22 protein-coding genes and 1 tRNA gene are annotated in these 22,985 nt (G+C 60.4%); 8 read left to right on the top strand and 15 right to left on the bottom strand.

The genetic code is table 11. The features are described from left to right. Nucleotides 1-33: 33 nt before the first annotated feature. The 6 genes from LOL23_RS16950 to LOL23_RS16925 all read right to left on the bottom strand — a co-directional run bounded on the left by LOL23_RS16950 (nucleotide 34) and on the right by LOL23_RS16925 (nucleotide 5,142). Nucleotides 34-978: a sugar kinase gene (locus LOL23_RS16950; protein WP_160979140.1), complete on the bottom strand. Its 945-nt coding sequence runs from the start codon at nucleotides 976-978 to the stop codon at nucleotides 34-36. A gap of 26 nt (nucleotides 979-1,004) precedes the next feature. Beyond that, entirely contained in the window at nucleotides 1,005-1,775 is a 771-nt protein-coding gene (locus LOL23_RS16945) for an amino acid ABC transporter ATP-binding protein (RefSeq protein ID WP_160979138.1), read from the bottom strand. Between the two features lie 19 nt (nucleotides 1,776-1,794). Next, nucleotides 1,795-2,598 carry a transporter substrate-binding domain-containing protein gene (locus LOL23_RS16940; protein WP_160979136.1) on the bottom strand — a complete coding sequence of 268 codons (804 nt, stop codon included), beginning with the start codon at nucleotides 2,596-2,598 and terminating at the stop codon, nucleotides 1,795-1,797. 65 nt (nucleotides 2,599-2,663) lie between these two features. Beyond that, nucleotides 2,664-3,317 carry an amino acid ABC transporter permease gene (locus LOL23_RS16935; RefSeq protein ID WP_160979134.1) on the bottom strand — a complete coding sequence of 218 codons (654 nt, stop codon included), beginning with the start codon at nucleotides 3,315-3,317 and terminating at the stop codon, nucleotides 2,664-2,666. Further along, the gene (locus tag LOL23_RS16930; RefSeq protein WP_160979132.1) at nucleotides 3,317-3,988 is read right to left on the bottom strand and encodes an amino acid ABC transporter permease; all 672 of its coding nucleotides are present in this window, start codon (nucleotides 3,986-3,988) and stop codon (nucleotides 3,317-3,319) included. Before LOL23_RS16930 ends, LOL23_RS16935 begins: the two co-directional genes overlap by 1 nt. A gap of 122 nt (nucleotides 3,989-4,110) precedes the next feature. Further along, nucleotides 4,111-5,142 carry a LacI family DNA-binding transcriptional regulator gene (locus LOL23_RS16925; RefSeq protein ID WP_237173960.1) on the bottom strand — a complete coding sequence of 344 codons (1,032 nt, stop codon included), beginning with the start codon at nucleotides 5,140-5,142 and terminating at the stop codon, nucleotides 4,111-4,113. A 181-nt stretch (nucleotides 5,143-5,323) separates the two neighbouring features. On the opposite strand from LOL23_RS16925, the gene zwf reads away from it, so the two are divergent. Genes zwf through LOL23_RS16910 form a run of 3 tightly spaced genes read left to right on the top strand, consistent with a single transcriptional unit; the run spans nucleotide 5,324 to nucleotide 8,515 of the window. Next, complete coding sequence (gene zwf, locus LOL23_RS16920) at nucleotides 5,324-6,784, top strand: glucose-6-phosphate dehydrogenase (RefSeq protein WP_160979128.1); 1,461 nt, start codon at nucleotides 5,324-5,326, stop codon at nucleotides 6,782-6,784. An 11-nt stretch (nucleotides 6,785-6,795) separates the two neighbouring features. After that, nucleotides 6,796-7,500 carry a 6-phosphogluconolactonase gene (gene pgl / locus LOL23_RS16915; RefSeq protein ID WP_202411695.1) on the top strand — a complete coding sequence of 235 codons (705 nt, stop codon included), beginning with the start codon at nucleotides 6,796-6,798 and terminating at the stop codon, nucleotides 7,498-7,500. Further along, nucleotides 7,481-8,515 (top strand): glucokinase, encoded by a 1,035-nt coding sequence (locus LOL23_RS16910; protein WP_160979126.1) that lies wholly within the window; start codon nucleotides 7,481-7,483, stop codon nucleotides 8,513-8,515. The genes pgl and LOL23_RS16910 overlap by 20 nt, the downstream gene beginning before the upstream one ends. A 48-nt stretch (nucleotides 8,516-8,563) precedes the next feature. Here the strand turns inward: LOL23_RS16910 and kce are convergent, their stop codons facing one another. The 6 genes from kce to LOL23_RS16880 all read right to left on the bottom strand — a co-directional run bounded on the left by kce (nucleotide 8,564) and on the right by LOL23_RS16880 (nucleotide 16,294). Continuing rightward, a complete protein-coding gene (kce, locus tag LOL23_RS16905; RefSeq protein WP_160979124.1) occupies nucleotides 8,564-9,496 on the bottom strand; it encodes a 3,5-dioxohexanoate:acetyl-CoA acetone transferase in 933 nt (310 codons plus the stop codon). Nucleotides 9,497-9,645: 149 nt separating this feature from the next. Further along, nucleotides 9,646-10,575: a 3-hydroxyacyl-CoA dehydrogenase gene (locus LOL23_RS16900; RefSeq protein WP_160979352.1), complete on the bottom strand. Its 930-nt coding sequence runs from the start codon at nucleotides 10,573-10,575 to the stop codon at nucleotides 9,646-9,648. A gap of 79 nt (nucleotides 10,576-10,654) precedes the next feature. Continuing rightward, nucleotides 10,655-11,437 (bottom strand): SDR family oxidoreductase, encoded by a 783-nt coding sequence (locus LOL23_RS16895; protein WP_160979122.1) that lies wholly within the window; start codon nucleotides 11,435-11,437, stop codon nucleotides 10,655-10,657. A gap of 106 nt (nucleotides 11,438-11,543) precedes the next feature. Then, entirely contained in the window at nucleotides 11,544-14,054 is a 2,511-nt protein-coding gene (locus tag LOL23_RS16890) for a branched-chain amino acid ABC transporter ATP-binding protein/permease (RefSeq protein WP_160979120.1), read from the bottom strand. 5 nt (nucleotides 14,055-14,059) lie between these two features. Then, complete coding sequence (locus LOL23_RS16885) at nucleotides 14,060-14,941, bottom strand: branched-chain amino acid ABC transporter permease (protein ID WP_160979118.1); 882 nt, start codon at nucleotides 14,939-14,941, stop codon at nucleotides 14,060-14,062. Nucleotides 14,942-15,034: 93 nt separating this feature from the next. Further along, complete coding sequence (locus LOL23_RS16880; RefSeq protein ID WP_237173959.1) at nucleotides 15,035-16,294, bottom strand: ABC transporter substrate-binding protein; 1,260 nt, start codon at nucleotides 16,292-16,294, stop codon at nucleotides 15,035-15,037. Between the two features lie 187 nt (nucleotides 16,295-16,481). Here LOL23_RS16880 and LOL23_RS16875 point away from each other — a divergent pair, with 187 nt between their 5' ends. Beyond that, nucleotides 16,482-17,168, top strand: a complete 687-nt coding sequence (locus LOL23_RS16875; RefSeq protein WP_160979114.1) for a GntR family transcriptional regulator — start codon at nucleotides 16,482-16,484, stop codon at nucleotides 17,166-17,168. After that, nucleotides 17,165-18,184: an adenosine deaminase gene (locus LOL23_RS16870; RefSeq protein WP_160979112.1), complete on the top strand. Its 1,020-nt coding sequence runs from the start codon at nucleotides 17,165-17,167 to the stop codon at nucleotides 18,182-18,184. The genes LOL23_RS16875 and LOL23_RS16870 overlap by 4 nt, the downstream gene beginning before the upstream one ends. 213 nt (nucleotides 18,185-18,397) lie before the next feature. Here the strand turns inward: LOL23_RS16870 and LOL23_RS16865 are convergent, their stop codons facing one another. Beyond that, nucleotides 18,398-18,607 carry a cold-shock protein gene (locus tag LOL23_RS16865; RefSeq protein WP_160979110.1) on the bottom strand — a complete coding sequence of 70 codons (210 nt, stop codon included), beginning with the start codon at nucleotides 18,605-18,607 and terminating at the stop codon, nucleotides 18,398-18,400. A gap of 207 nt (nucleotides 18,608-18,814) precedes the next feature. On the opposite strand from LOL23_RS16865, the gene LOL23_RS16860 reads away from it, so the two are divergent. Together LOL23_RS16860 and LOL23_RS16855 are read left to right on the top strand one after the other, a co-directional pair. Continuing rightward, nucleotides 18,815-19,597 carry a DNA-3-methyladenine glycosylase gene (locus tag LOL23_RS16860; RefSeq protein ID WP_369414138.1) on the top strand — a complete coding sequence of 261 codons (783 nt, stop codon included), beginning with the start codon at nucleotides 18,815-18,817 and terminating at the stop codon, nucleotides 19,595-19,597. 60 nt (nucleotides 19,598-19,657) lie between these two features. Next, a tRNA-Arg gene (locus LOL23_RS16855) sits at nucleotides 19,658-19,734 on the top strand. Between the two features lie 198 nt (nucleotides 19,735-19,932). Here LOL23_RS16855 and LOL23_RS16850 read toward each other — a convergent pair. Continuing rightward, complete coding sequence (locus LOL23_RS16850; RefSeq protein WP_160979108.1) at nucleotides 19,933-20,904, bottom strand: Bug family tripartite tricarboxylate transporter substrate binding protein; 972 nt, start codon at nucleotides 20,902-20,904, stop codon at nucleotides 19,933-19,935. A 65-nt stretch (nucleotides 20,905-20,969) separates the two neighbouring features. Further along, nucleotides 20,970-21,842 carry a fumarylacetoacetate hydrolase family protein gene (locus LOL23_RS16845; RefSeq protein ID WP_160979106.1) on the bottom strand — a complete coding sequence of 291 codons (873 nt, stop codon included), beginning with the start codon at nucleotides 21,840-21,842 and terminating at the stop codon, nucleotides 20,970-20,972. Between the two features lie 313 nt (nucleotides 21,843-22,155). Here LOL23_RS16845 and LOL23_RS16840 point away from each other — a divergent pair, with 313 nt between their 5' ends. Beyond that, nucleotides 22,156-22,872: a FadR/GntR family transcriptional regulator gene (locus tag LOL23_RS16840; RefSeq protein ID WP_160979104.1), complete on the top strand. Its 717-nt coding sequence runs from the start codon at nucleotides 22,156-22,158 to the stop codon at nucleotides 22,870-22,872. Nucleotides 22,873-22,985: the final 113 nt, after the last annotated feature.

Genomic DNA, 22,985 nt, shown 5'->3' with positions numbered 1-22,985 from the left:
CCGGCGTGGGATTGTGTCGGACCGGCGTGCCGTTTACCAGCCGGCCGCGTCGAGCTCCTGGCGCGTAGGCAGGCCTTCGGTATCGCCAAGCACCTGGACCGCACGCGCACCTATCCACGCACCACGCGCAACGGCCCTGCGCAACGGCTGGCCCTCGAGCAGCGCGCTGATGACGCCGGCGGCAAAGCCGTCGCCCGCGCCCACGGTATCGACGACGTGCTCGACGGGAACGCCAGGTACGTAGCCCTGCTCATCACCATTGTCATAGTACGCACCTTCGGCGCCCAGCTTGATGACAACCAAGCTCGAGCCCTGCGCTCTGTAGAAGCGTGCGATGTCCTCTGGTGTATCGAGCCCAGTAAGCAGCCGGCCTTCTGCAAGACCCGGAAATATCCAATCGGCCATGCCTGCCAGGGCATTGATGCCCGCCCGCATCGCCGCTTCGGAAGCCCAGAGCGTAGGGCGCAGATTAGGATCGAACGAAATGGTTTTGCCAGCTTCGCGCATTAGCGCCATGCTGCGGCGAGAGGTTTCATAACAATTGGGCGCCACGGCGGCAAAAACACCTGTGGCATGCAAATGGCGGGCCGCGCACAGCCAGCCCGCATCGATATCACCAGGCTGCATGGTGCTGGCGGCCGAACCTTTGCGGTGATATTCAATCGGAGGGTCGCTGCCATCGATAACGCGCCCTTTGAACAGGAAACCCGTGCGCTGCGACGCGTCGCAGACGACGTGCGTGCAGTCTATGCCTTCACCACGCATGGCGGTCAACAAATAGCGAGCCATGGAATCATTACCCAACCGGCTGGCCCACCCCACGCGCAAGCCCAGACGGGACAGGCCGATGGCCACATTGGTTTCTGCGCCCGCCGTGCGCTTGTGGAACATCTGTGCATCTTCGATTGGGCCGGGCCGGTCCGCCACCAGCAGCATCATCGCTTCGCCGAAGGTGACCACATCAATTGCGTTATTCATTGCGTGCGTGGAATGAGTAAGGAAGATTAATGATTCAGGATCTGGCCAAGGAAGTTGCGGGTTTTCTCGTGCTGCGGATCACCGAAGAAACGGTCCGGCGGCGCCTGCTCGACGATCTTGCCATCGGCCATGAAGATAACGCGATCTGCAACGCTGCGCGCAAAACCCATTTCATGCGTCACACACAGCATCGTCATGCCGTCGTCGGCCAAGCCTATCATGGTATCTAACACTTCCTTGACCATTTCCGGATCGAGCGCCGACGTGGGCTCGTCGAACAGCATGATCTTGGGCGTCATGCACAGCGCACGTGCGATGGCCACGCGCTGCTGCTGCCCGCCCGAGAGCTGGCTGGGATACTTCAGTGCCTGGTCGCCAATGCGCACGCGGGTGAGGTATCTCATCGCCATGGCCTCCGCATCGGCTTTTGATACACCCCGCGAACGCATGGGCGCCAGCATGCAATTCTGCAACACCGTCATGTGCGGAAACAGATTGAACTGCTGGAACACCATGCCGACTTCTTGCCGCACTGCATCGATATTGCGAGTATTGGCCGTAAGATCGATACCATTTACGACAATGCTGCCCTGCTGGACGCGCTCCAGGCCGTTGATGCAGCGTATCAGCGTCGACTTGCCTGAACCCGACGGCCCGCAAATGACAATGCGCTCGCCGGCCCCCACGCTCAGATCGATGTCGGTCAGGACATGGAATTGGTCATACCATTTGTTCAGGCCCTTGATGCCGATGATCGGATCACCGGCGCCGGGCTGGGCTGTTTGTGTGTCGGTCATACGTGTTCCAGCCTGGGCATTACGACTTCTTCAGGTCCGGCAGCGGCGTACCCAGCCATTTTTCGTATAGCTTGTTGAGGGTGCCATCCTGGATGTTCTTGTCGACCAGCTCGTTAACCGCCTTAAGCGTGTTGGGCTCATTGGGACGCAATGCAACTGCCATTTCTTGCTGGCGCAGCACAAACTTATTCTCGAAGCGGTCGGGCGCGCGCTTGGCGATCTGCGCGGCGACGGTAGTGGAGCAGCCGATTGCATCGACTTGGCCTGCCAGCAGCGCCTGCATGGCCGATGCGTCATCGTCGAAGCGGCGGATGTTGGCATCCTTGGGAGCGATCTCTGTCACGGTGATATCTTGCGTGCTCGCGCGGGCCACGCCAATACGCAGGCCCGAGAGATCCTCAGGCTTGACAATCTTGGTGTCCTTGGGGCCGAACATCACGATCTGCGCTGCGGAATACGGATGGGAAAATTGCACTTGTTTGGCGCGCTCGGGCGTGATGGCCAGCGAGGCAATCAGCATATCCACTTTGCCGGTAAGCAGGAAAGGGATGCGGTTGGGGCCAGTCACGGGGACAATGTTGAGCTTGACGCCCAAATCTTTGGCCAAGGTGCGCGCCACGTCCGCATCATACCCATCAGGCTTGTTTTCACCATTGAGGATGCCGTACGGCGGAAAATCGACCAGCATGCCGATGGTAAGCACACCCTTTTCTTTGACCGTGTCCAGGGTTTCGGCAGCGACAGGGGACGCGCCAATGGCCAGCGCAGCGCTCATGAGCAGCGACCCGGCAACAAAATTTCGGATTTTCAGTGTTGAAAACATAGTCTGTTGTCTCCGTAGACATGAAAAACCGGAACACGCCATTGGCGTATCCCGGAGCAAAAGCCTCAGCGCGCGCGGGACACCGCCAACCGGCGCTCGAGATGGCCGGCATAAAGGGACAGCGGCCAGCACAGCACAAAATAGATTGCAGCTACTACCGTGAACACTAGCATGGGCTGGAAGGTGGCGTTATTGATGATTTGCCCAGCGCGCGTCAATTCGGTAAAGCCAATGATGGCGGCAAGCGACGTGCCCTTGACGATCTGCACCATATAGCCCACTGTGGGCGGCACAGCGATCTTGAGCGCCTGCGGCAGCACTACGTCACGCATTTTGTCGCGGTATGACAGCCCCAGCGCATCGGCGGCTTCCCATTGCCCGCGCGGTATGGCCTGTATGCAGCCACGCCATATTTCGCCCAAGAAGGACCCGCTGTTGAGCGTGAGCGCAACCGCCGCCGCCACCCACGGGTTGATTTCAAAACCCAGCACCGGTGCACCAAAAAACACCAGAAACAACTGAAGCAGCAGCGGCGTCCCGCGGAATATCTGGATAAAACCCGTGGACAGGGCCAGCGCCGCACGGTTTTCAGCTGTGCGCCCCAGCGCAACGAGCAGGCCGACAATGCCGCCGCCGATGAAGGCGATGACCGAAAGCAGGACGGTCCACTGGGCCGCTTCGAGAATGAACCAGAAGTCGGTATAACCAAAGGTGCGCATTATCGACGGTCCGGGTAGTTGAGGGTGCGCTGGAACACAAGGCGGAACATGTAGGAAAACGCCAGTGTCAGCGCCAGGTAGATGCCTGTGACGACGATGTAGATCTCAAAGCTGCGGAATGTCTGGGACTGCAGATTGGCGGCTACCGAAGTGAGATCATCGGCCGAAATGACGGATACGACGCTAGACGCCAGCATGAGCAGGATGAACTGGCTGGTAAGCGCCGGGTAGATGGCCCGCAGCGCCGGCTTGAGAATCACAAAACGGAAAATCTCGACGCGTGACAGGTTAAGCGCCAGACCGGCCTCAATCTGCCCTTTGGGTATGGACTCAATGCCGGCGCGCACGATCTCTGTGGCGTAGGCGCCAAGGTTGAAAACCATGGCCACCAGCGCCGCCATATAGGGCGACCAGCGCACACCCACAGCCGGAAGAGCGAAAAAGAAAAAGAAAAGCTGGACCAGAAACGGCGTATTGCGGATGATCTCGATATAGACGTTGATCAGCCAGCGCAGCGGCCCGGGGCCGGAAGTCTTGCCCCATGCGCACCCCACAGCCACAAGCAGCCCCAGCGCCATGGCAAGGAATGAAAGCTGGATGGTCATCCAGGTGCCATGGAGCAGCAGCGGCCAGGCGTCGAAGACGGGGCCAAACTGAAAGTCGTAGTTCACGTTTGCTGGTATCCGGCTGAATCGGCACAAGCGCCGCGCGTGAATCAAGAATACCTTGTATCGGTCGCTTGCGCCTTTGAAACCGGTTTCAGGTTTAGATAATAAAGCAAAAATTCTAGCATTTATTTTTGCCGGGTAGTCGAGCCGCGTACCATCAGCGTACCTGGCAATCGTATTGCTCGCGCGGGGCCCGACAGGCCGCCTATGCGTTGCAGCAAGCATTCAGCCGCACGTTCGCCGATGCGATCGGTAGGCTGTGCGATGGTTGTAATGCCGGGCCCGATATAGGGTGCCCATCGGGCGTCGTCTATGCCGACCAAGCCTACCTGCGCACCCAGCCGCCAGCCAAGTTTTTCAATCGCAGCAATGACGCGCAACGTGATGACCACATTGGCGGCCAGGACCGCTGGCATGCGATTCTTGCCCGCGCGGCGCCGCAGCGCGCGCAGCGCGGCCACCAGACCTGGATCGTCATCATCCGGGCTTTCGTAGCGTGATCCGCGCAGCACATCGGCTTGCTCGTGCACCAGTGTTTCAAATACCTGCGAGCGCTCCAGGCGGGAACTGACCGCACCCAAAGGTTCGGTAACCAGCAACAGATCGTGGTAGCCCGACTCTCGCAGATGCCGCACGCCTTCGCCGACCGCCTGCGCGTTATCGAGCGAGATGAAGTCAATATTCAGGCCCGGATGCATGCGATCGACCAGTACCATTGGCCGGCCGTGGGTGGCAGCCTCTAGCAATGAGCCCGTGTCATGCCCCATCGTATTGAGAATAAAGCCCTCGACCTTGTAGGACGACAGCGCACGCAGCCCAGCGCTCTCGCGCTCGCTTTCGTTGCCCAGGTTGAACAGCATGACCAGGTAGCCGGCCTGCCGACAAGCGAGTTCGGCGCCGCGCAGCACCGCGACCGAGTATGGATTGGCGATGTCAGCCACCACCAGACCGATCAGCCGGGAGCGGCCGCGTTTGAGTGCCTGCGCCATCGGGCTGGGCACGTAACCGAGCTCTTCGATCGCCGCCTCGACGCGGCGGGCGATCTCTGCCGACAGCAAGGTATCGCGATGGTTCAGGAACCGCGACACGGTCGCCTTCGATACGCCCGCATAACGCGCCACATCGGCAATGGTGTAGCGGCTGGTCGTTTTGTTCATGGCTTTTGTATGTTGTATGTGCTGATGCGCGGGCGGCCCGAATGGCCGTGATGACAGTAATTGTAACGGGCACGGTGTTTGCAGCGGCGTGCCGCCTGTACTTTTGCATGGCACCCTCACTACAATCGAGGCAAGTGGGTACGCACGGCAGCGCCCCACACCCTGTGCAGGCAAGGAAACCATGGCAACGACACCTGCGTTCGACATCGTGTTTTTCGGCGGTACGGGTGATCTAGCCTTGCGCAAGCTGATCCCGTCGCTCTACCACGCGCACTTATCAGGCGCGCTGCATCCGGATGGCCGCATCTTCGCGCTGGGCCGCACGCGGCTGGAGCGAGAGGGTTATCTGGCCATGCTGCAAGAGCGGGTTGCGCCTCGCCTGGGCGACAGCTACGACCCGGCCGTGTGGGCGGCATTTATAGAACGCGTACAGTTTCTAGTGGTCGATGCCGCCAATGCCGCCGATTATGCCGGATTGGCTCAAGCAGTGGGCGCAGCCTCGGGACGCGTGCTGGTATCGTACCTTGCCACGGCGCCGCATCTGTTCATCCCCATCTGCCAGCATCTGGCGCACGCCGGGCTGAACCACGCCGACGCTCGCGTGGTGCTCGAAAAGCCGCTGGGGCACGATCTGGAGTCATCCAACGCCATCAATGACGCCGTAGGCCGGTGCTTCGATGAGCGTCAGATTTACCGCATCGACCATTACCTGGGCAAGGAATCGGTGCAAAACCTGCTGGCCATACGCTTCGGCAATACGCTGTTTGAGCCGCTATGGCGGCGGGAGTGGATAGACAATATTCAGATCACCATTGCGGAAGAACTGGGCGTGGAACAGCGCGGCCAGTTTTATGAACGCACCGGGGCGCTGCGCGACATGCTGCAAAGCCATTTGCTGCAACTCCTGTGCATGGTGGCGATGGAGCCGCCTTCAAGCCTGACCGAAGACGCCGTGCGCGATGAAAAGCTCAAAGTGCTCAAGTCGCTCAAGCCCTTCACCACAGAAGATGTGCTGACCTACACCGTGCGCGGGCAATACCGCAGTGGCGCGATCAGTGGCAAACCTGTGCCCGGCTATCGAGAAGAACCCGACGTCGATCCTGGCAGCACCACCGAAACCTTTGTGGCACTGCAGGCGGAAGTGTCCAGTTGGCGCTGGTCGGGCGTGCCGTTCTTCTTGCGCACTGGCAAGCGGATGCAGGAACGCGTGGCGGAGATCGTCATCAATTTCCGCAAAGTACCGCACGCCTTGTTTTCTATGCCCTACGGCGTGGCCTCCGCCAATCGGCTGGTTATCCGGCTGCAGCCGCGCGAGAGTGTACGGCTGTACTTCCTGGCCAAGCGCCCCGGCGAGGCCATGGACCTGCAGTCCACGTATCTCAACCTTGATTTCAGCACCATGTTCCAGGCCCGCCGCACCGACGCATATGAGCGCCTGCTGCTTGATGTCATCCACGGCCGGTTGGCACTGTTCATGCGCCGCGACGAGCAGGCCCAGGCCTGGAGCTGGGTGGAGCCGATACTGGCATGCTGGGGCCGGCATGTCATCACGCCCAAAATGTATACAGCAGGCAGTTGGGGCCCCGCCGCCAGCGGCGGCCTGCTCTCACGCGCCGGCGCGGTATGGCATGAAGAAATGTAAGGAGACCGACGATGACCGGCGCCTCGCCTTCCCCGCAGATTATCTGGCATGAGTTCGATACACAATCGGACTGCGCCCGAGCCTTGGCCGGCATGGTTGCCGATACCCTGACGAGTGCCATTTCCGCCAGGGGCCGCGCCGGGCTGGCTGTCTCGGGCGGGCGGTCTCCGGTTGGCGCATTTGACGAACTGTCCCAAACTCCGCTGCCTTGGCACGCCGTGCAGATCACACTGGTGGACGACCGCTTCGTACCGCCCACCCACCCCGACAGCAATGAACGGCTGGCACGCTCATATTTGTTGCGCGGTCACGCCGCCTACGCCCGTTTCACGGGGTTGGTATCCAACCCCGCGGACATCGATGCCTGCGTTGCCCATGCCAACCAGCTCGACAGCCCGCTATCCGTGGTCATGCTGGGCATGGGCGAGGACGGGCACACCGCTTCGTTGTTTCCGGGCGCGGCGCAGCTGCGGGCCGGGCTGAACCCGGCAAATCCTTGCCGTTATCTACGGGTAACACCACCTGCCGCCCCCCATGACCGGATCAGCATGACACTGGCCGCGATCCTGTCCGCCGGGCGCATTGTGCTGCTGATTTCGGGCAGTCACAAGCGCGCCGTGCTTGAACGCGCGCAGCGCGCCCCCGACCCGGCGCTGCCGGTCAGCTATGTCGTTGCGCATACAGGAGTTCCCATCGATGTCTACTGGCACCCATGACCCGGCTCCGACCGGTGCAGCTACCCAAAACGCGGCCCGTCCCACCGGACGGACCGGTCCGCTCCAACTGATTGCCGACATTGGCGGTACCCATGCGCGCTTCGCGCTATGCACGGGCGTCAATGACATCCATGCCGTGCAGGTAATGGAAAGCCGAGCGCATCCAACGCTGGAGGCGGCCATTCGGCAATACCTGTCGGATGCGGGCAATCCCAGCGTCCAGCGCGCAGCCATCGGCATTGCCAATCCGGTCCTGGACGATCACGTCAAAATGACCAACGGCCCCTGGGCCTTTTCGATCGAACAGATGCGTATGGCGCTCGGGCTGGCCCAATTGCATGTACTCAATGATTTCGCGGCGCTTGCGATGGCTTTGCCGTATCTGCCTGCCGATGAGCTAGAGCAGGTCGGCGGTGGCCCCGGTGCGCGCGGTGCGCCTTTGGGCCTGCTGGGCCCGGGCACTGGCCTAGGCGTTTCGGCCCTGATCCCTATGCCGCGCGGCAACTGGCTGCCGTTGGCGACTGAAGGCGGCCATGCTCGCTTTGCACCGGCTGATGACACCGAGGAGATGATCTGGCGCCACGCTGTCGAGCGCTTTGGCGGACATGTCTCGCAGGAACGCCTAATATCCGGGTCCGGCCTGCGCTTCATTTATGAATGCCTGTGCGAGGACCACGGCGCGGTGCGCCAACCGTACACCCCTAGCCAGATCAGCGAGCACGCCATTGCAGGCGGCGCCCCTATCTGCCGCCAGGCTCTGGACACCTTTTGCGCCATGCTGGGATCGGCTGCGAGCGACCTTGCCGTGACGCTGGGCGCACGAGGCGGGGTTTACATCGGCGGGGGAATCATCAAGAAACTAGGCAGCTATTTCGCCGCCTCGCCATTTCGCGCTCGCTTTGAAGACAAAGGCCGTTTTCGCCATTACGTGGCCGCGATACCTGTATATGTGATCCGCAGCCAGCAGCCGGCGCTGACGGGCGCCGCCGCCTGGCTGGGCCAGCACAGCAGCTAGCGCACGCCGGCTGCCTGCTCGCCGTCATGCCGCCATAAGCCACGGCGATCAGAAATCAACGTGGTTGCCGCCCTTGAGCTTGAGCATGGCGCGCGCGTCGTCAGGCGATGCAACCTCAAGGTTCAGGGCTTCGAGAATGGTGCGTATGCGACTGACCTGTTCGGCATTGGACGATGCGAGCTGCCCCGGGCCTATCCATAGCGAATCTTCAAGGCCGACGCGGACGTTGGAACCCATGGCCGCCCCCATGGTGGCCAGAGGTATCTGGTTGCGCCCCGCCCCAAGTATGGACCACTGGTAATTGTCGCCAAACAGCCGGTCGGCTGTCCGGCGCATATGCATCAGGTCTTCGGGGTTGGGGCCAATGCCGCCCAGGATGCCGAATACCGATTGAATGAAAGGCGGGCTTTGCACCAGGCCACGATCCATGAAGTGCGCCAGGTTGTACAAGTGGCTGATGTCGTAGCACTCGAACTCGAAGCGCGTACCGTTCTCGCTGCCCTTGCGCAGAATCGTTTCAATATCTTTGTAGGTATTCTTGAAGATAAGGTCGCGGCTGTTCTCCAGATGCTGGCGCTCCCATTCATGCTCGAAGGTCTTGAAGCGGTCTAGCATGGGAAACAGACCGAAGTTCATCGAGCCCATATTGAGCGAGGCCACTTCGGGCTTGAATGTCATGGCCGGACGCATGCGTTCTTCGACCGTCATGTGGGGGCTGCCACCAGTGGTAATGTTGATGACGGCATTGGTGGCCGCCTTGATCTTCTTGAGGAAAGGCCGGAAGTACTCCGGGTCCTGCGTCGGCCGGCCGTCCTTGGGGTCGCGTGCATGCAGGTGCAGGATGGCCGCACCGGCCTGCGCTGCCGCAATGGCCGCATCGGCGATTTCGTCTGCCGTCACCGGCAGGTGCGGCGACATGCTGGGCGTATGAATGGCGCCGGTAACGGCGCAAGTAATGATGACTTTCTTTTTGCTGGCCATGATGATCTACGATGCTCCTCTATGCTGTGTTGAAACCGTGCTCGCGTATATGCTTGCCTTATGACCGGCATGCCTGCAGCACGGCATTGTTTGCTTGCGTATCGCGTTGTATCGCGTATGTAAAGCGCCGCCGCCTGTGGCATGCGTAATTATGTTTCGTCCTGCTCGCGCTTGTGCAGCATAAGCGCCATCAACCGTTCGTCGCGCCACAGGCGGCGCTGCAGCAACTGGTCTTGCGGCAGCAGCGCACGCCGCTGCGCCTCGAGCTCGTCCAGCAAGGCTTCGGGCCAGGCCGCGGTATCTGTCTGTTGTCGGGCAATGGATGTGTACATACCGCCATAGCGCAGGCAATAGTCCCGTATGCCGTCGGGGGCATTCAGGTCTATGGTCTCGAACGGGCCCATGAATGACCAACGCAGGCCCAGCCCGTCCTTGACTGTAACGTCCAGGTCCTCGGCACTTACATAGCCCTGCTCCACCAGCCTGAAGGCTTCGCGCAACAAAGCCCCCTGCAGGCGGTTCAACACAAAACCCTCCAGCTCTTTATTGATGGTCACCGGTTTCTGTCCGACTTCTGTCATGAGCGTGCGGGCTGCAGCCATGGCTGCATCACTGGTCCAAGGCGTACCGCACAGTTCCACCACCGGCACCAGATACGGCGGGTTGACGGGATGTGCAACCAGGCAGCGTGCGCGGCCCGCCAGGCCCTCAGTGAACACCGAGGCCGCGATGCTGGAGGTGGAGCTGGCCAGCACGGTATCCGGGCCGGCCAGCGCATCCATGCGCGCGAAAATGTCACGTTTGACGTCAACACGCTCAGGCAAGTTTTCCTGCACATATCGCGCCCCCATCAGCGCCTGCTCCAAGCTTTGCGCCGAGGTGATACGCGCGGCAACAGCCGCAGCATCATCCAGCAGACCCTTCTGTTGCAAGGTTGCGGCCAGTTCAGCAATCATCGTCTGTGCGCGCGCCAACGCCGCCGCATCGCCATCCCAAAGACTGACCTCACAGCCGCCGCGCGCGAAAACAATCGCCCATGCCTGGCCGATCAGCCCAGCCCCTACTACAGCCACTTTCATATTAACCCCCGTGTTGTCGCTGGACTGCGCCCGGCGCGCCGTCATATGGCCGGCCGTGGCGCCGCCTCGTTGATGCGATTCAGACCAATTGCTGTGTGTGGCCATCGACCACGAGCGCCTGGCCGCTCACATTACCCGCTGCAGGGCTGGCGGCAAACAGCGCCATGTTGGCGATGTCACGCGCAGTTACCATGCGGCCCAATGCGGCCTGATTTTCATACTGCGCGGCAACTTCCTCGACCGGCTTGCCCAGCGTTTGCGCCTTGGCAGCGATCACGGCGCGGATGCGCGGCCCCTCGACAGCGCCGGGTAAAATGGCGTTCACGCGTATGCCGTGACGGCCCAGCTCAATGGCGAGCGTCTTGGTAAAGCCGACGACAGCCCATTTGGATGCGGAATACGCCGACCGGCCCGCAAAGCCCAGATGCCCCGCCGCCGATGAAAGGTTGATGATCACACCGGCGGCCGACGCCTTGAGCATTGGGATCGCCAACCGCGCACACAGAAACTGCCCAGTAATGTTGACCGCCAGTGTGCGGTCCCAATCGGCGCGGCTCAATGTTTCTACATAACCCGTGGGGCCCGCGATGCCGGCATTGTTGATCAGCACATCAAGCCCCCCTAGCGTTTGCGCCACTTGCGCGAACAGGGCGGCCACGCTGTCCTCATCGGACACATCGGCCACTTGCGTGGCAACGCCCGGCAGCGCCTGGCGCACCGCCGCCAGCGCTGCCTCGTCCACGTCGCAAACAAACACGTGCGCGCCTTCGGCAACGAATACGCGCGCCATTTCCAGGCCCAGGCCGCTCGCACCCGCTGTGATGAGCACCTTACTGCCTTTCATACTGATGTTTTCAAACATTGTGTTCCTCTATGCAAAGTGTGACGCATTGATGAATGTGCATACCCCTACGCGAGGGCGTGTACGCGGCTCACGCCGACACTCACGGCGGTAGCCGCCCCCTCGATCAGACCCATAATTTTTCCCGCCGGAAATCCAGATCAACCAGCAGCGGCCGCGCTTCGCCGTGATGTGTAATGCGGCCGCGATCCAGCACCAACGCAGTGTCCGAGAGCGCCAACGCCAAGTCCAGGTTGTGATCGACGATCAGGATGGTGAGCCTGTTCTTCAGCTGCAATATGGCATTGAAAACCTCCTCGGTCATGGCGGGCGACAGGCCTTCGAACGGCTCGTCCAGCAGCAGCACTTCGACATGGCCGGCCAACGCACGCGCAATGGCCACCATCTGCTGCTCGCCGCCCGACAGCAGCGTGGCATCAATGTGGTAACGCTCCTCCAGGCGCGGGAACACCCGGAAGATTTCCTCGTCGCTCCAGCCACCTCGCCCTTGGCGCTTGAGTCGGCCCAGCATCAGGTTGTCGCGCACAGTGAGGCCGGGAAACAATCGCCGCCCCTGCGGCACGAAGGCAATCCCCAGGCGGGCCATGGCCTCGGGGATAGGCGCGCGCGTGCGCATGCCGCCGATCTCGATCTCGCCGGCCCCCAAGCGCGCCAGGCCCAGCAGACTCTTGAGCAGCGTGGACTTGCCAGCCCCGTTGCGGCCCAGTACCGCGATGATCTCGCCTTGGTGCGCCTTGAAGGAAATGTCTGCCAGGATGTGGCTTTTGCCATAGAAGGCATCGAGCCCGCTTACCGCCAGCGTTACCGCTTCACCATGACGGCTTTCGGGAACACTGGCGGCCAGTGCTTCGCTGCCCGAGCCGATATAGATCTCGTGTACGCGGGCATCGGCGCGGACGGTTTGCGCATCGCCCTCCACCAGCACGCTGCCTTGGTTCATCACCGTGATCGTGTCGGCCATAGCAAAGACGCGGTCCACGTCATGCTCGACCAGCAGCACGCCAATGCGGTCCCCCAGGCGCCGGATCAGTGTTCCGATGCGGTCGCGCTCGGCCGCCGCCAGCCCCGCCAGCGGCTCGTCCAGCAACAGGATGCGGGGCGCGGCGCCCAAGGCCAGCCCCATGTCCACGACACGCTGTCCGCCATATGACAAATCTTCGGCAATGGCCCCCTCCATTCCCTGCACCCCCAGATACTTCACCAACTCGTCAGTCTGCGACTGCGTAGCGGTCAGGCCGTCCAGACGTTTCCAGATGGAGAAGCGGTGCGGATCGCGGCTGAGCACCGACAAGCACAGGTTCTCGCGTACCGAGAGACCCTTGAAAAGATTGGTGATCTGGAACGAGCGCGCCAAGCCGCTGGCGCAGATCTCATCGGGCCCCTTTTTGTCGAGCACCGTACCGTCGAGCTTCAGGTGGCCGCGATCGGCGGGGAACATGCCGGATATCAGATTGAACAGTGATGTCTTGCCCGCGCCATTAGGGCCGATCAGCGCGTGCACCCCTTTGCCCCGTACGTTCAGACTAACGTCCCGCACAGCGGCGATACCGCCGAACGACTTGCCCACTTGCTCGCAACGCAGCGTGGCTGGCTGCTGCGCCGCCAGGAACGACGGGAAGAACGAAGGGTCTGTGGCCGTAACGCGCTGGGCCATCGCCGCGCCCGTCTGCTTCTCGGGCACAATCATGCGGTACAGCCTTCGGGCCAGGCCATTCAGGCCTGATGGCGTCACCAGAATAAAGAAAATGAACACCAGGCCAAAATACAGCAGCCAGTCCGACGTGAACATGGACAAGTATTCACGGAACAATATGTAGAACAAAGCCCCCCAGATCGGCCCCGAGAAACTGCGCATGCCGCCGATCAGTGCAATAGCCAGCAGCTCGCCGGAAAACGCAAGCGACATGGCCTCGGCCGAAGCGATGCGATGACTGAGCACCGACAATGCGCCCGCCAGGCCGGTGATGGATGCCGAGACCACGAATGCCAGCAGTTTGTAGGCATCAACATTGAAACCGATGAAGCGCGTGCGCAACTCGTTTTCGCGAATGGCTGTGAGCACGGCCCCGAAGGGAGACAGCGTCAGACGCAGCAGCGCAGCCACCACGGCAAAGGCGATGACGGAGACGAATACGTAGAAGGCCAGTGAGTCGTTCAGGTCTACACCCAGCACAGTATTGCGCTCAATACCACCCAATCCGTTCTCGCCACCGGTCAGCGCCGTCCAGCGATAGGCCACGGCAAAGCACAAGGCGCCGAATGCCAGCGTGAGCAGTGAAAAGTAAACACCGCGCCTGCGCAGAATCAATAGGCCAATCGCCAACGACACTACCGCGACAAGTAAAATCGCGAGTACCAATGGCAGCAGCGTGCCGCCGGGAAACACGCGCAGTTGCAGGACACCCATCGCGTAGGCGCCGATGCCGAACCACGCGCCATGCCCGAAGGAAACCAGGCCGGTATAGCCCAGCAGGATATTCAAGGCCAGCGCGGCAATGGCCAGCACAATGCACTCAACCGCGGTGCTGTAGGTAAGGCCACCCAAACCCAGCAGGACAGGCAGCACAACCAGGCCCAGGGCGACAGGCGCGAGTACCCTTAGTTCTTGTTTGAACATCTGTATTACTCCAGGCGCTCTATGCGTTCACCCAGCAAACCGCGCGGGCGCATAATCAAAATGATGAGCATCAATAAATAGAGCGACGCTTCGGACGCGGGCGGATAGAAATAGGAAGTCAGCCCACGGATCACCCCTACAAGTACGGCAGCGAGCACAACACCCCAGAAACTGCCCAGCCCGCCGATGACCACCACGACAAACGCCGCCGTCAGTATTTCCTGGCCCATGGCGGGCTGTACACCGGTAATCGGCGCCAGCAACACGCCGGCAAGGCCGGCCAAGCCTATGCCTATCCCACACACGGCGGTCATAATGGGATTGAGGGAAATGCCCAAGGCTCGCACCATATCCGGATCATTGATGCCGGCTTTGACAATCTTGCCGAATGCTGTCCGGTTCAGCAGGTACCAGGTGCCGGTGATAGCGGCCAACGCAACGACAAGCATGCCGATGCGATAGGTGGGATAAAAGAAGCTGCCCATCACCACCATCCCGTGCGCAAACTTGGGCACCGAAAACGGCAAGGGCGACGAACCGAAGATCATCCTCAGCGCCTGCTCGATCACCATGGAGAGCGCAAAAGTGAACAATAGGCTTAGGGTAGGATCGGCACGGTAGAAGCGGCGAAAGAACAGCCGCTCGATCATCATCCCGATGGCAGCCACCACCAGCGGCGATGCAATGAACGCCACGCCATAGCCCAGGTGTTCGCTGAGCGAAACGATGAGATAGGCGCCGATGGCGTAGAACGCACCGTGCGCCAGATTGACGATGCCGCCCAGGCTGAAAATGATCGACAGCCCCAGCGCAATCAGCAGATAGTACGAACCCAGAAGCAGGCCGTTGACGACCTGCTGGACAATGAAGATCAATTCAGTCGCCAAGACTGTTGCTCCGGCATGAGGGTTGAGCCCGGCGCGGCCAGCGCGCCACAGCGTACTGCCGCCCGCCGCGGCGCATACCGCGGCAGGCGGGCGTCATGCAAACTTGCATGCGTTCTCTTCCTGGCTTGGCGCCAGCACTTCCAGGTTCTCGGACGCACCCGGCACCGGCGCACTGGTTTCCATGAAATCATTGGAGCCCTTGCCCTTCTGGTCTTTGGCCGGGCGCACGGTGTACATCTCATACACCAGTTGATGATCCCATGGCCGGAAATACCCTTCGCGCTCCCGCAATACATCGAATTTCTTGCCACTTTCCAGATACGCAATCAACTTTTCAGTGTCATCGGACTTGATGTCGTTCATGGCTTGCGCCAGCATCCTGATCGCCAAGTAATCGTTGACGGCCTGGTTCTCGGGCAGCTTACCGAAGCGCTTCTGGAAACGCGCCACGAAATCCCGCGCCGACTTCGCCTGCAACTGGTGTGTCCAGATAATGGGCCAGACGCCGCTAAAGCCCTCCTTGCCCGCGCCCCAGATGCTGGTCATGTTCATGTCGGCGCCCGCGAACGGCACATCGATACCAAACTCGTTGTACTGTTTGGTAAAGTTGGTAGTCTGGTTGCCGGCCAGATTGCTGACCACCAAATCGGGCTTCTGCTGGCGGATCTTCAGCAGCGAAGCGCTGAACTCTGTGGCGTCGGTAGGCAGGTTGTCGTTCGAAATAAACACCGCGCCGTTATCGTCCATGAACTTCTTGGTGCGCTTGAACAGATCGTGCCCGAACGCGTAATCGGCGGTGAACGCCATCCACCGCTTGCCCTTGACCATGCCGTCGCGCAGCAAGGCCTGCCCCACGGTACGCACGTACATGGTGTTGCAGGCTTCCAGGTGGAACATATAACGGCTGCAGTTGGCGCCGCGCAGTTCGTCAGAATTGCAGCCCGTCTGCATGAAAAGCTTTTTGCCGCGCTGGGCAACCTGCGAAATCGCCAACCCCGAGGCGGAACTGATTTCGCCAACCAGCGAATGCACACCGTCGCGCTCTATCATGCGCTGCGCCTTCGTGGATGCCGTCTGCGGGTTCACACTGTCTTCGGACAGCAGTTCAAACTTGCGGCCCAGCGCACCGCCTGCCGCGTTCACCTCTTCGACGGCCAGCGTAGCACCCAGCACCGCGTACTCGCCCATGGGGCCCAGGAAGCCGGTGCGTGGAGTAAGGTGGCCAATACGGATTGGCCCAGAACCCTGCGCGCGCACGAGCCCAGGCATGGCCAGCCCGGCGGCAAGCGCCGCCGATCCCTGGAGCAGCATGCGCCGCCGCGCGGATGGCGTATCGTTATTGCGGTTGTTCATTGGTTTGTCTCCTCCTGCGTGTCACGACATTTATGGGTACGCGGCGCCGGGGTTTCCACCCAGCGTGTGCCGCGTGAAGCGTGTTGCTGCTTCGGGATGAATCCTCGTTATACTATTAAACTGTGATCACAGATCACAGCTAGTGGTTTCCCTAGCATGCAACTCAAAAGGAGGTTCACCCGCCAACATGAACACTCTGTTCAATCCGCCACCGAAGCGGGAAACGCTGGGCGCCAATGTGCTTTCGCAAATCAAGGAGCTGCTGCTCACCGGCCAGGTTGAGCCTGGCGAACAATTGTCGCTGCGCTCCACCGCCGAAGCGCTAGGCGTCAGCATGATGCCCGTACGCGAAGCGGTCTATCAGCTTGTTGCGGACCAGGCGCTCGAGGTTGCGCCCAATCGCTCCGTACGCGTGCCGGTGATGACGGCTGCCCAGTTTCACGAGATCACGCAAATCCGCCTGCAAGTCGAGGGTTATGCCGTGGAGCAGGCCACACAGCATGTAACACCGGCGCTGGTGGGCGCGCTGCGCCATATCAATGCAGAACTTTCCGCCAGGATGGACGAAGGGGGCGGCAGCTTGGCCCAGGCTATTTTGCTGAACAAATCGCTGCATTTTTCCCTCTACGAAGCGGCGGGCATGCCCATGCTGGTGAAAATCATCGAATCGCTATGGCTTAGAATAGGGCCGGTGCTCAACTATGACTTGCGCGCCGGCTCCGAGCGCACGCGCAACAAAACGGCCGTCGTTCACCACACACACCTGATCGATGCGCTGGAAGCGGGCAACGCCGCAGGCGCGGCCAAGGCCTTGCGGCAAGATATCGACAGCGCATATCAGCACATCGTTGCCAAACACTACGCCACGCCATGAACCCAGACGCAGCCTTCATCCGCGCCCTGCCCAAGGCCGAATTACATCTGCACATCGAGGGCACGCTGGAGCCAGAATTGATGTTTGCGCTGGCGCGCCGCAATGGCCTTGCCTTGCCGTACGCAGACGTGGATGCGCTGCGCAAAGCCTACCAGTTCGACAGCCTGCAATCGTTTCTTGACTTGTACTATGCAGGGGCCAATGTGCTGCGCACCGAGCAGGATTTCTACGACATGACGGCCGCCTACCTGGCGCGTGCGCGCCACGACGGTGTGGCGCATGCCGAAATCATGTTCGATCCGCAAACGCATACCGCGCGCGGCGTGGCAATGGCGACGGTATTCGCCGGTATTGCCGGCGCGATGCGCGACGCTCGGGCGGCTGGCGGGCCTGGCGGGTACCTGCTGCTCAGCTTTCTGCGCCATCTTTCCGAAGACGACGCGCAACGCACGCTGGACGACGCGCTCCGCCTGCGTGAGCAGTACGCCGATCTGTGGATAGGCGTAGGGCTGGATTCATCGGAACGCGGCAACCCGCCGGCAAAGTTCGCCCGTGTTTTCGCGCGCGCGCGACAATTGGGTTTCAGGCTGGTGGCGCATGCAGGCGAGGAAGGCCCGGCCGACTATGTGCGCAGCGCACTCGATGACCTGCGCGTGTCACGCATCGACCACGGCGTACGCAGCGAAGAAGACGCCAGCCTGGTGCAACGCCTGATCCGCGAACAGGTGCCGCTCACTGTGTGCCCGCTATCAAATCTCAAGTTATGCGTGGTGGACGATCTGCGCCAGCACAATCTTGCGCGGCTGCTGCGTCAGGGTGTGCGGGTGACGGTAAATTCGGATGACCCGGCCTATTTCGGCGGCTATGTGGCCGATAACTACCTGGCCTGTGCGCAAGCGCTGGGGCTGACGCGCGGTGAAATCGTTGCGCTGGCGCGTAACAGCATTACAGCGTCATTTCTGCCTGATTCTGACAAGCAGCTCTTGCTTGAGCGGATCGCCAACGTGGCCGGCTAAACTTGACGCCGACGCCGGCCGCAACCATGCTGGCGCTCACAAAAGCAAAGGCCCGCCGGCCACACGCGCGGGTGACAGGGCACCTCTGGCGGCGACGGACGCGCAAATGAAAACTGCCCGCGCCCGCTGGCCGACATATTGTCGACAGCGCGTTGCACGGGCAGTCAGGACTAAAACGCCGCCTGGCGAGGCGGCGCCGTCATCGTGCGCGGTTTAGAGCGGCTGGATGGACTTAGCCTGGGGGCCTTTTTGGCCTTCGGCCGACACGAAGGAAACGCGCTGGTTTTCTTCGAGGGACTTGAAGCCCGAGCCGAGAATGTCGCTATGATGGGCGAACAGATCTTTGCCGCCGTTATCAGGCTTGATGAAGCCATAGCCTTTTTCGTTGTTGAACCATTTTACAATGCCGGTTTCTGTTTGCATGTTGCAATCCTTGAAATAGCGCGGGCAACCCGCCCGCCTGGTAAAGACTGTCAAGGTAGAGATTGTTGCAAAAAAGCACACAGAACACTGCCTGGCACCGCATTTGTACTAATCAACAAACCTGAAAATCCTGTGCGGGATGGTATAGCCGACGCTCGCTGTCGTCAATCTTTATTACAGTGTTTTTCTTAAAAAAATCATTACTTTATGAAACCGATCAATTCCGCGCATTTTGCCGATGAAGGCAATAGGCCAAAAGACGGAGAAAAAGGCGGTGCCAGGCCCAAAAATACTGGGCCCGAAACGGACGCGAATCCGGTCACCCAGCCCCCTGCGACGCGCCGCCGAGGACGGATTGCAGCCTTTTCCACGAAGCAAGCAACACCCTCTCCGGCAAGCCGCGACACACAGCTGGCTGAGCCGGCTGCGGAAGGGCTGATGCCCCTGCCTCGCGCTTTCTATGACCGCGACACCGTTTTGGTAGCGCACGAGCTGCTCGGCAAGCTGCTGGTGCATCGGGTGATGGGCATCGCTCGCATCGGCAGGATCGTGGAAGTCGAGGCGTATCTGGGGCCGCATGACTTGGCCGCCCATACATCCAAAGGGCTCACCCCCCGCACCCGCGCGATGTTCGGCCCGCCCGGGCATATTTATGTTTACCTTATCTACGGCATGCACCATTGCATGAATGTGGTCACCGAGCCCGACGGCATCGGTGCGGCGGTGCTGCTGCGGGCCCTGGAGCCGGTTGCCAACCTCAATGCCAATACACGCGGGCCCGGCAGGCTTTGCAAGGCACTAGGCATAGACCGTTCTCACTACGGTGCAGATCTGCTGAGCGACGATCTATTTATCGCCAACGATCCGTATCCCCATCCCGCCCGCCAAATTATCGCCAAACCAAGAATTGGTGTAGACTACGCGGGTTCGTGGGCGGAGAAACCTTTGCGGTTCTATATCGAGGGCAATCCGTTCATATCGAAAAAATAAAATTTTCGAGGTGAACATGACACAGCAAAAAAACCGTGTTATAGTTACGCCTCTTTTGCAGCGGCTGTAGCTCAGTTGGATAGAGTACTTGGCTACGAACCAAGGGGTCGTGGGTTCGAATCCTGCCAGCCGCGCCAGTATTATCAAGGGGTTACGTGATTTTTCACGTAACCCCTTCTGGTTTTTGGGCGCTTCCGCATTATCCCTGAAGTGGGTAAACAGCGCACTATTTTCAATAGCAAAAACGTCCCTATCTGAAGTCTCCGGCATCAAAGGGTTGGGCACTCATCAAACCCGGTTAATGACAGCAGCGATCACCGCAGCCTCATGTTCTCCTACTCCACCTTGCCGATATCCCGCACCGCTTGGCGCAGCACCGCGTCGTCGGCATCCCAGTACTTCTTGAACGCAGGGGCATCCATATAGGCCACTGGGCTGCCTGCCCCCAACACTTTTGCCTGCACCTGGGGATCCTTTGCCACACGCTCCGCGCTCTGGCGCAATGCGCTCACAACATCGGGCGGCGTGCGAGCGGGCGCAAAAATACCGGACCATTGCACAAACTTCACGTCATAGCCTTCATGCGACAGGCTAGGCACATCAGGCAAGGTTGAAAGCGGCTCGTCACCCCAATGAGCCAGCGCCCGTACCTTGCCCGCTTTGATGTGCTGCAGGATGCTGGAGGGCCCCGTAGAAATGGCCGCAACCTGCCCGCCCAGCAAAGCTGCGACAGCGGGGCCGGCGCCGGTATAGGGCACGTGCGTCATTTTCACCTTGGCATTTTTCTCCAGCATGGCCATAGGCACATGCATCGAGCCATACACGCCCGAACTGCCATAGTTGATCTTCCCCGGCTCCTTTCGAGCGGCCTCCACGAATTCCTTCACGGTCTTCCAGGGAGCATCGGCGCGCACGACCAACACGGTGGGGTCGGCGGTGATGCGGGCGATGGGCACGAAGTCGGTGGTGTCATAGGCGGATTTGCGGTCCAGGATTTTGTCGGCTTCGGGCAGTATGGAAATGGAAGACAACATCAGCATGATGGTGTAGCCATCGGGCTTGGCTTTGGCCGCCTCGCCCGCTCCGATCGCGCCGCCGGCACCTGCCTTGTTTTCGACGACGACCGGTTGACCCAGATCACGGCCCAGCGCGTCAGCGACAGGCCGGGCTACGGTGTCGGTGACGCCGCCTGGCGGAAAGGGCACGATCATAGTGATCGGCCGCTCAGGGTACTTGGCGGTGGCGGCCCCTGACAGCAGCAGGGCCGCACAGGCGGCAACAACTTGACTTCGCACAGAGCATTGCATGGGTTGTCTCCTCTTTATCGCTGTGTGTGTGCGTTTCTACTTTTTATGTATACATACAAAAATAACTAGACGAATCGGTTTTCGATGCTACCCACGCCGTCGATGTCGATACGCACCCGGTCACCAGGCTTGAGGTACTGCGGGGGGGTGAAACCCATACCCACGCCCGCCGGTGTACCCGTGGCGATGATGTCGCCAGGGTATAGCGTGATGCCGCGCGAACAGGTTTCAATGAGCGTTGGGATGTCGAAAATAAAGTCGCGGGTATAGGCATCTTGGCGCGGCTCGCCATTAACCCAGCAACGTACGCGCGTGTCGGTGGCATTGAGCGCATCGGCGGTCACGACCCAAGGCCCCATGGGGCAGAACGTGTCGAACGATTTACCCAGGTCCCATTGCTGGTGGCGCATCTGCACATCACGCGCCGTAACATCGTTGACGATGGTGTAGCCGAACACGTGGGCGAAGGCGTCGTCGCGGCGGATGTCACGGCCCTGCCGGCCAATCACCACGGCAAGCTCGGCCTCGTAGTCGACCTGCTCGGAAATACCGACTGGCAGCCGTACATCGTCAGCGGGGCCAACCACACACTCCGGCACCTTGGTGAAGACGATAGGCCAAGCCGCGGGATCGGCATTACTGGCCTTGAACACCGACCCCGATAGCTCTTTGGCGTGCGCATGGTAGTTACGCCCGACACAGAAAATATTGCGACGCGGGCGAGGAATGGGTGCGATCAGGGTGACATCGGCGAGTGCAATGCGCTCACTGCGCGCAATTGTTTGGATAACGGTGCCCTGCGCAGCAAGTTCAACTAGGCCGAGGACACCGTGCTCGGCAACATCAGCGGAAACGTCGAGGGCTTGAACCGATGCGCCATCATCGGACACAACGCCGACGTGACGTTGCTTCTGGTAAAGGTAGGTGGCGAGTCGCATGCGATATACCTGCTTCTTTCTGGAGGGTTGGACGATGGATCTGCACTGATTGGACCTGCACTGATCAGGCCCGGGGCCCTTGAGCAAGAAACATTGCCGTATATGATCAGGACAATACCAACTGGTATATTTATTACAAACGTTTCTCTTCCAGTTGGTACATATGGCCGAGTATAAGCGCGGTATATTTCCCTAGCAATACTGTTTTTTAGCATCTTCCAGAATTTTGGCGGTCTTCATCAGCTTTGAAATATTTTGACCAATTGGTACTGGTTGGGATACGCTACGGCCCATGTCACGACGCCTTGCAAATATGGATACTCCTCGTTTTCCCACCTCCCAACCTTTGCCATCGGTGCGTGCGCCCGGCGCGCAGGCGCTGGCGGCCTATTTGCTCGACGAAATGCGATCAGGCCGCATTGGACCAGGCGTCAAGCTGCCCGCCGAGCGCATTCTGAGCGAACAGTTCGGCACGTCGCGCGGCTCTGTACGGCGCGTGCTGGCAGAGTTCCGCCAGCGAGGCTGGATAAGACAGGTGGTCGGCAGCGGTACATTTGCCGCCATGGCAGCGGCCGATTCCGCCGCTGCAGAGGGCGGGGTAAGCACCAGCCCGGCAGAGCTGATGGAAGCGCGTCTGTTGATCGAACCTCTGATGCCCGCCCTGATTGCGCGTCATGCGACAGCGGCGGATTTCAACCGTATGAGGTTGTGCCTGGAAAATGCGGAGGCCGCCACCACGATCGAAGCTTTTGAATACTGGGATGGCGAACTGCACAAAACCTTTGCCCAGGCCACCCACAATCACTTCTTTCTGCAGATCCTGGAGTTGGGCAACCAAGTGCGCGAACAAGGCGAATGGGGCAGGCTTAAGCGCTTGTCCCTTACGCCGGAACGCCGGGCCGAATACGAAGCGCAGCACCGCGCAATTGTGGCGGCCCTTCAAGACCGGGACGCGGCCAAAGCATGCGGACTGTTGCGCACCCATCTGCGCCAGATACAGACAAACTTGTTCGAACCGCTGCAGCCCTGAGGCATGCGTATAAGCAGACGACGTTGACATCCTCCCCCCTAAAGAAAGGGGATTCCTACGGCGCTCACAGCGGCGCAAGGCTGCTGTGCGTCGCTTCGGTGGGTTCCTGCTTC

Source organism: Paracandidimonas lactea, assembly GCF_021653995.1.
Lineage (GTDB): Bacteria > Pseudomonadota > Gammaproteobacteria > Burkholderiales > Burkholderiaceae_B > Allopusillimonas > Allopusillimonas lactea.
Note: the sequence above shows the minus strand (reverse complement) of the source record. Positions and strands in the feature narration are given on the sequence as shown.

What these genes read in the sequence shown, in the direction of transcription:
- LOL23_RS16950 (WP_160979140.1), bottom strand. Translation starts at nt 978, where the DNA reads ATGAATAACGCAATTGATGTGGTCACCTTCGGCGAAGCGATGATGCTG.
- LOL23_RS16945 (WP_160979138.1), bottom strand. Translation starts at nt 1,775, where the DNA reads ATGACCGACACACAAACAGCCCAGCCCGGCGCCGGTGATCCGATCATC.
- LOL23_RS16940 (WP_160979136.1), bottom strand. Translation starts at nt 2,598, where the DNA reads ATGTTTTCAACACTGAAAATCCGAAATTTTGTTGCCGGGTCGCTGCTC.
- LOL23_RS16935 (WP_160979134.1), bottom strand. Translation starts at nt 3,317, where the DNA reads ATGCGCACCTTTGGTTATACCGACTTCTGGTTCATTCTCGAAGCGGCC.
- LOL23_RS16925 (WP_237173960.1), bottom strand. Translation starts at nt 5,142, where the DNA reads ATGAACAAAACGACCAGCCGCTACACCATTGCCGATGTGGCGCGTTAT.
- zwf (WP_160979128.1), top strand. Translation starts at nt 5,324, where the DNA reads ATGGCAACGACACCTGCGTTCGACATCGTGTTTTTCGGCGGTACGGGT.
- pgl (WP_202411695.1), top strand. Translation starts at nt 6,796, where the DNA reads ATGACCGGCGCCTCGCCTTCCCCGCAGATTATCTGGCATGAGTTCGAT.
- LOL23_RS16910 (WP_160979126.1), top strand. Translation starts at nt 7,481, where the DNA reads ATGTCTACTGGCACCCATGACCCGGCTCCGACCGGTGCAGCTACCCAA.
- kce (WP_160979124.1), bottom strand. Translation starts at nt 9,496, where the DNA reads ATGGCCAGCAAAAAGAAAGTCATCATTACTTGCGCCGTTACCGGCGCC.
- LOL23_RS16900 (WP_160979352.1), bottom strand. Translation starts at nt 10,575, where the DNA reads ATGAAAGTGGCTGTAGTAGGGGCTGGGCTGATCGGCCAGGCATGGGCG.
- LOL23_RS16895 (WP_160979122.1), bottom strand. Translation starts at nt 11,437, where the DNA reads ATGTTTGAAAACATCAGTATGAAAGGCAGTAAGGTGCTCATCACAGCG.
- LOL23_RS16890 (WP_160979120.1), bottom strand. Translation starts at nt 14,054, where the DNA reads ATGTTCAAACAAGAACTAAGGGTACTCGCGCCTGTCGCCCTGGGCCTG.
- LOL23_RS16880 (WP_237173959.1), bottom strand. Translation starts at nt 16,294, where the DNA reads ATGAACAACCGCAATAACGATACGCCATCCGCGCGGCGGCGCATGCTG.
- LOL23_RS16875 (WP_160979114.1), top strand. Translation starts at nt 16,482, where the DNA reads ATGAACACTCTGTTCAATCCGCCACCGAAGCGGGAAACGCTGGGCGCC.
- LOL23_RS16870 (WP_160979112.1), top strand. Translation starts at nt 17,165, where the DNA reads ATGAACCCAGACGCAGCCTTCATCCGCGCCCTGCCCAAGGCCGAATTA.
- LOL23_RS16865 (WP_160979110.1), bottom strand. Translation starts at nt 18,607, where the DNA reads ATGCAAACAGAAACCGGCATTGTAAAATGGTTCAACAACGAAAAAGGC.
- LOL23_RS16860 (WP_369414138.1), top strand. Translation starts at nt 18,815, where the DNA reads ATGAAACCGATCAATTCCGCGCATTTTGCCGATGAAGGCAATAGGCCA.
- LOL23_RS16850 (WP_160979108.1), bottom strand. Translation starts at nt 20,904, where the DNA reads ATGCAATGCTCTGTGCGAAGTCAAGTTGTTGCCGCCTGTGCGGCCCTG.
- LOL23_RS16845 (WP_160979106.1), bottom strand. Translation starts at nt 21,842, where the DNA reads ATGCGACTCGCCACCTACCTTTACCAGAAGCAACGTCACGTCGGCGTT.
- LOL23_RS16840 (WP_160979104.1), top strand. Translation starts at nt 22,156, where the DNA reads ATGGATACTCCTCGTTTTCCCACCTCCCAACCTTTGCCATCGGTGCGT.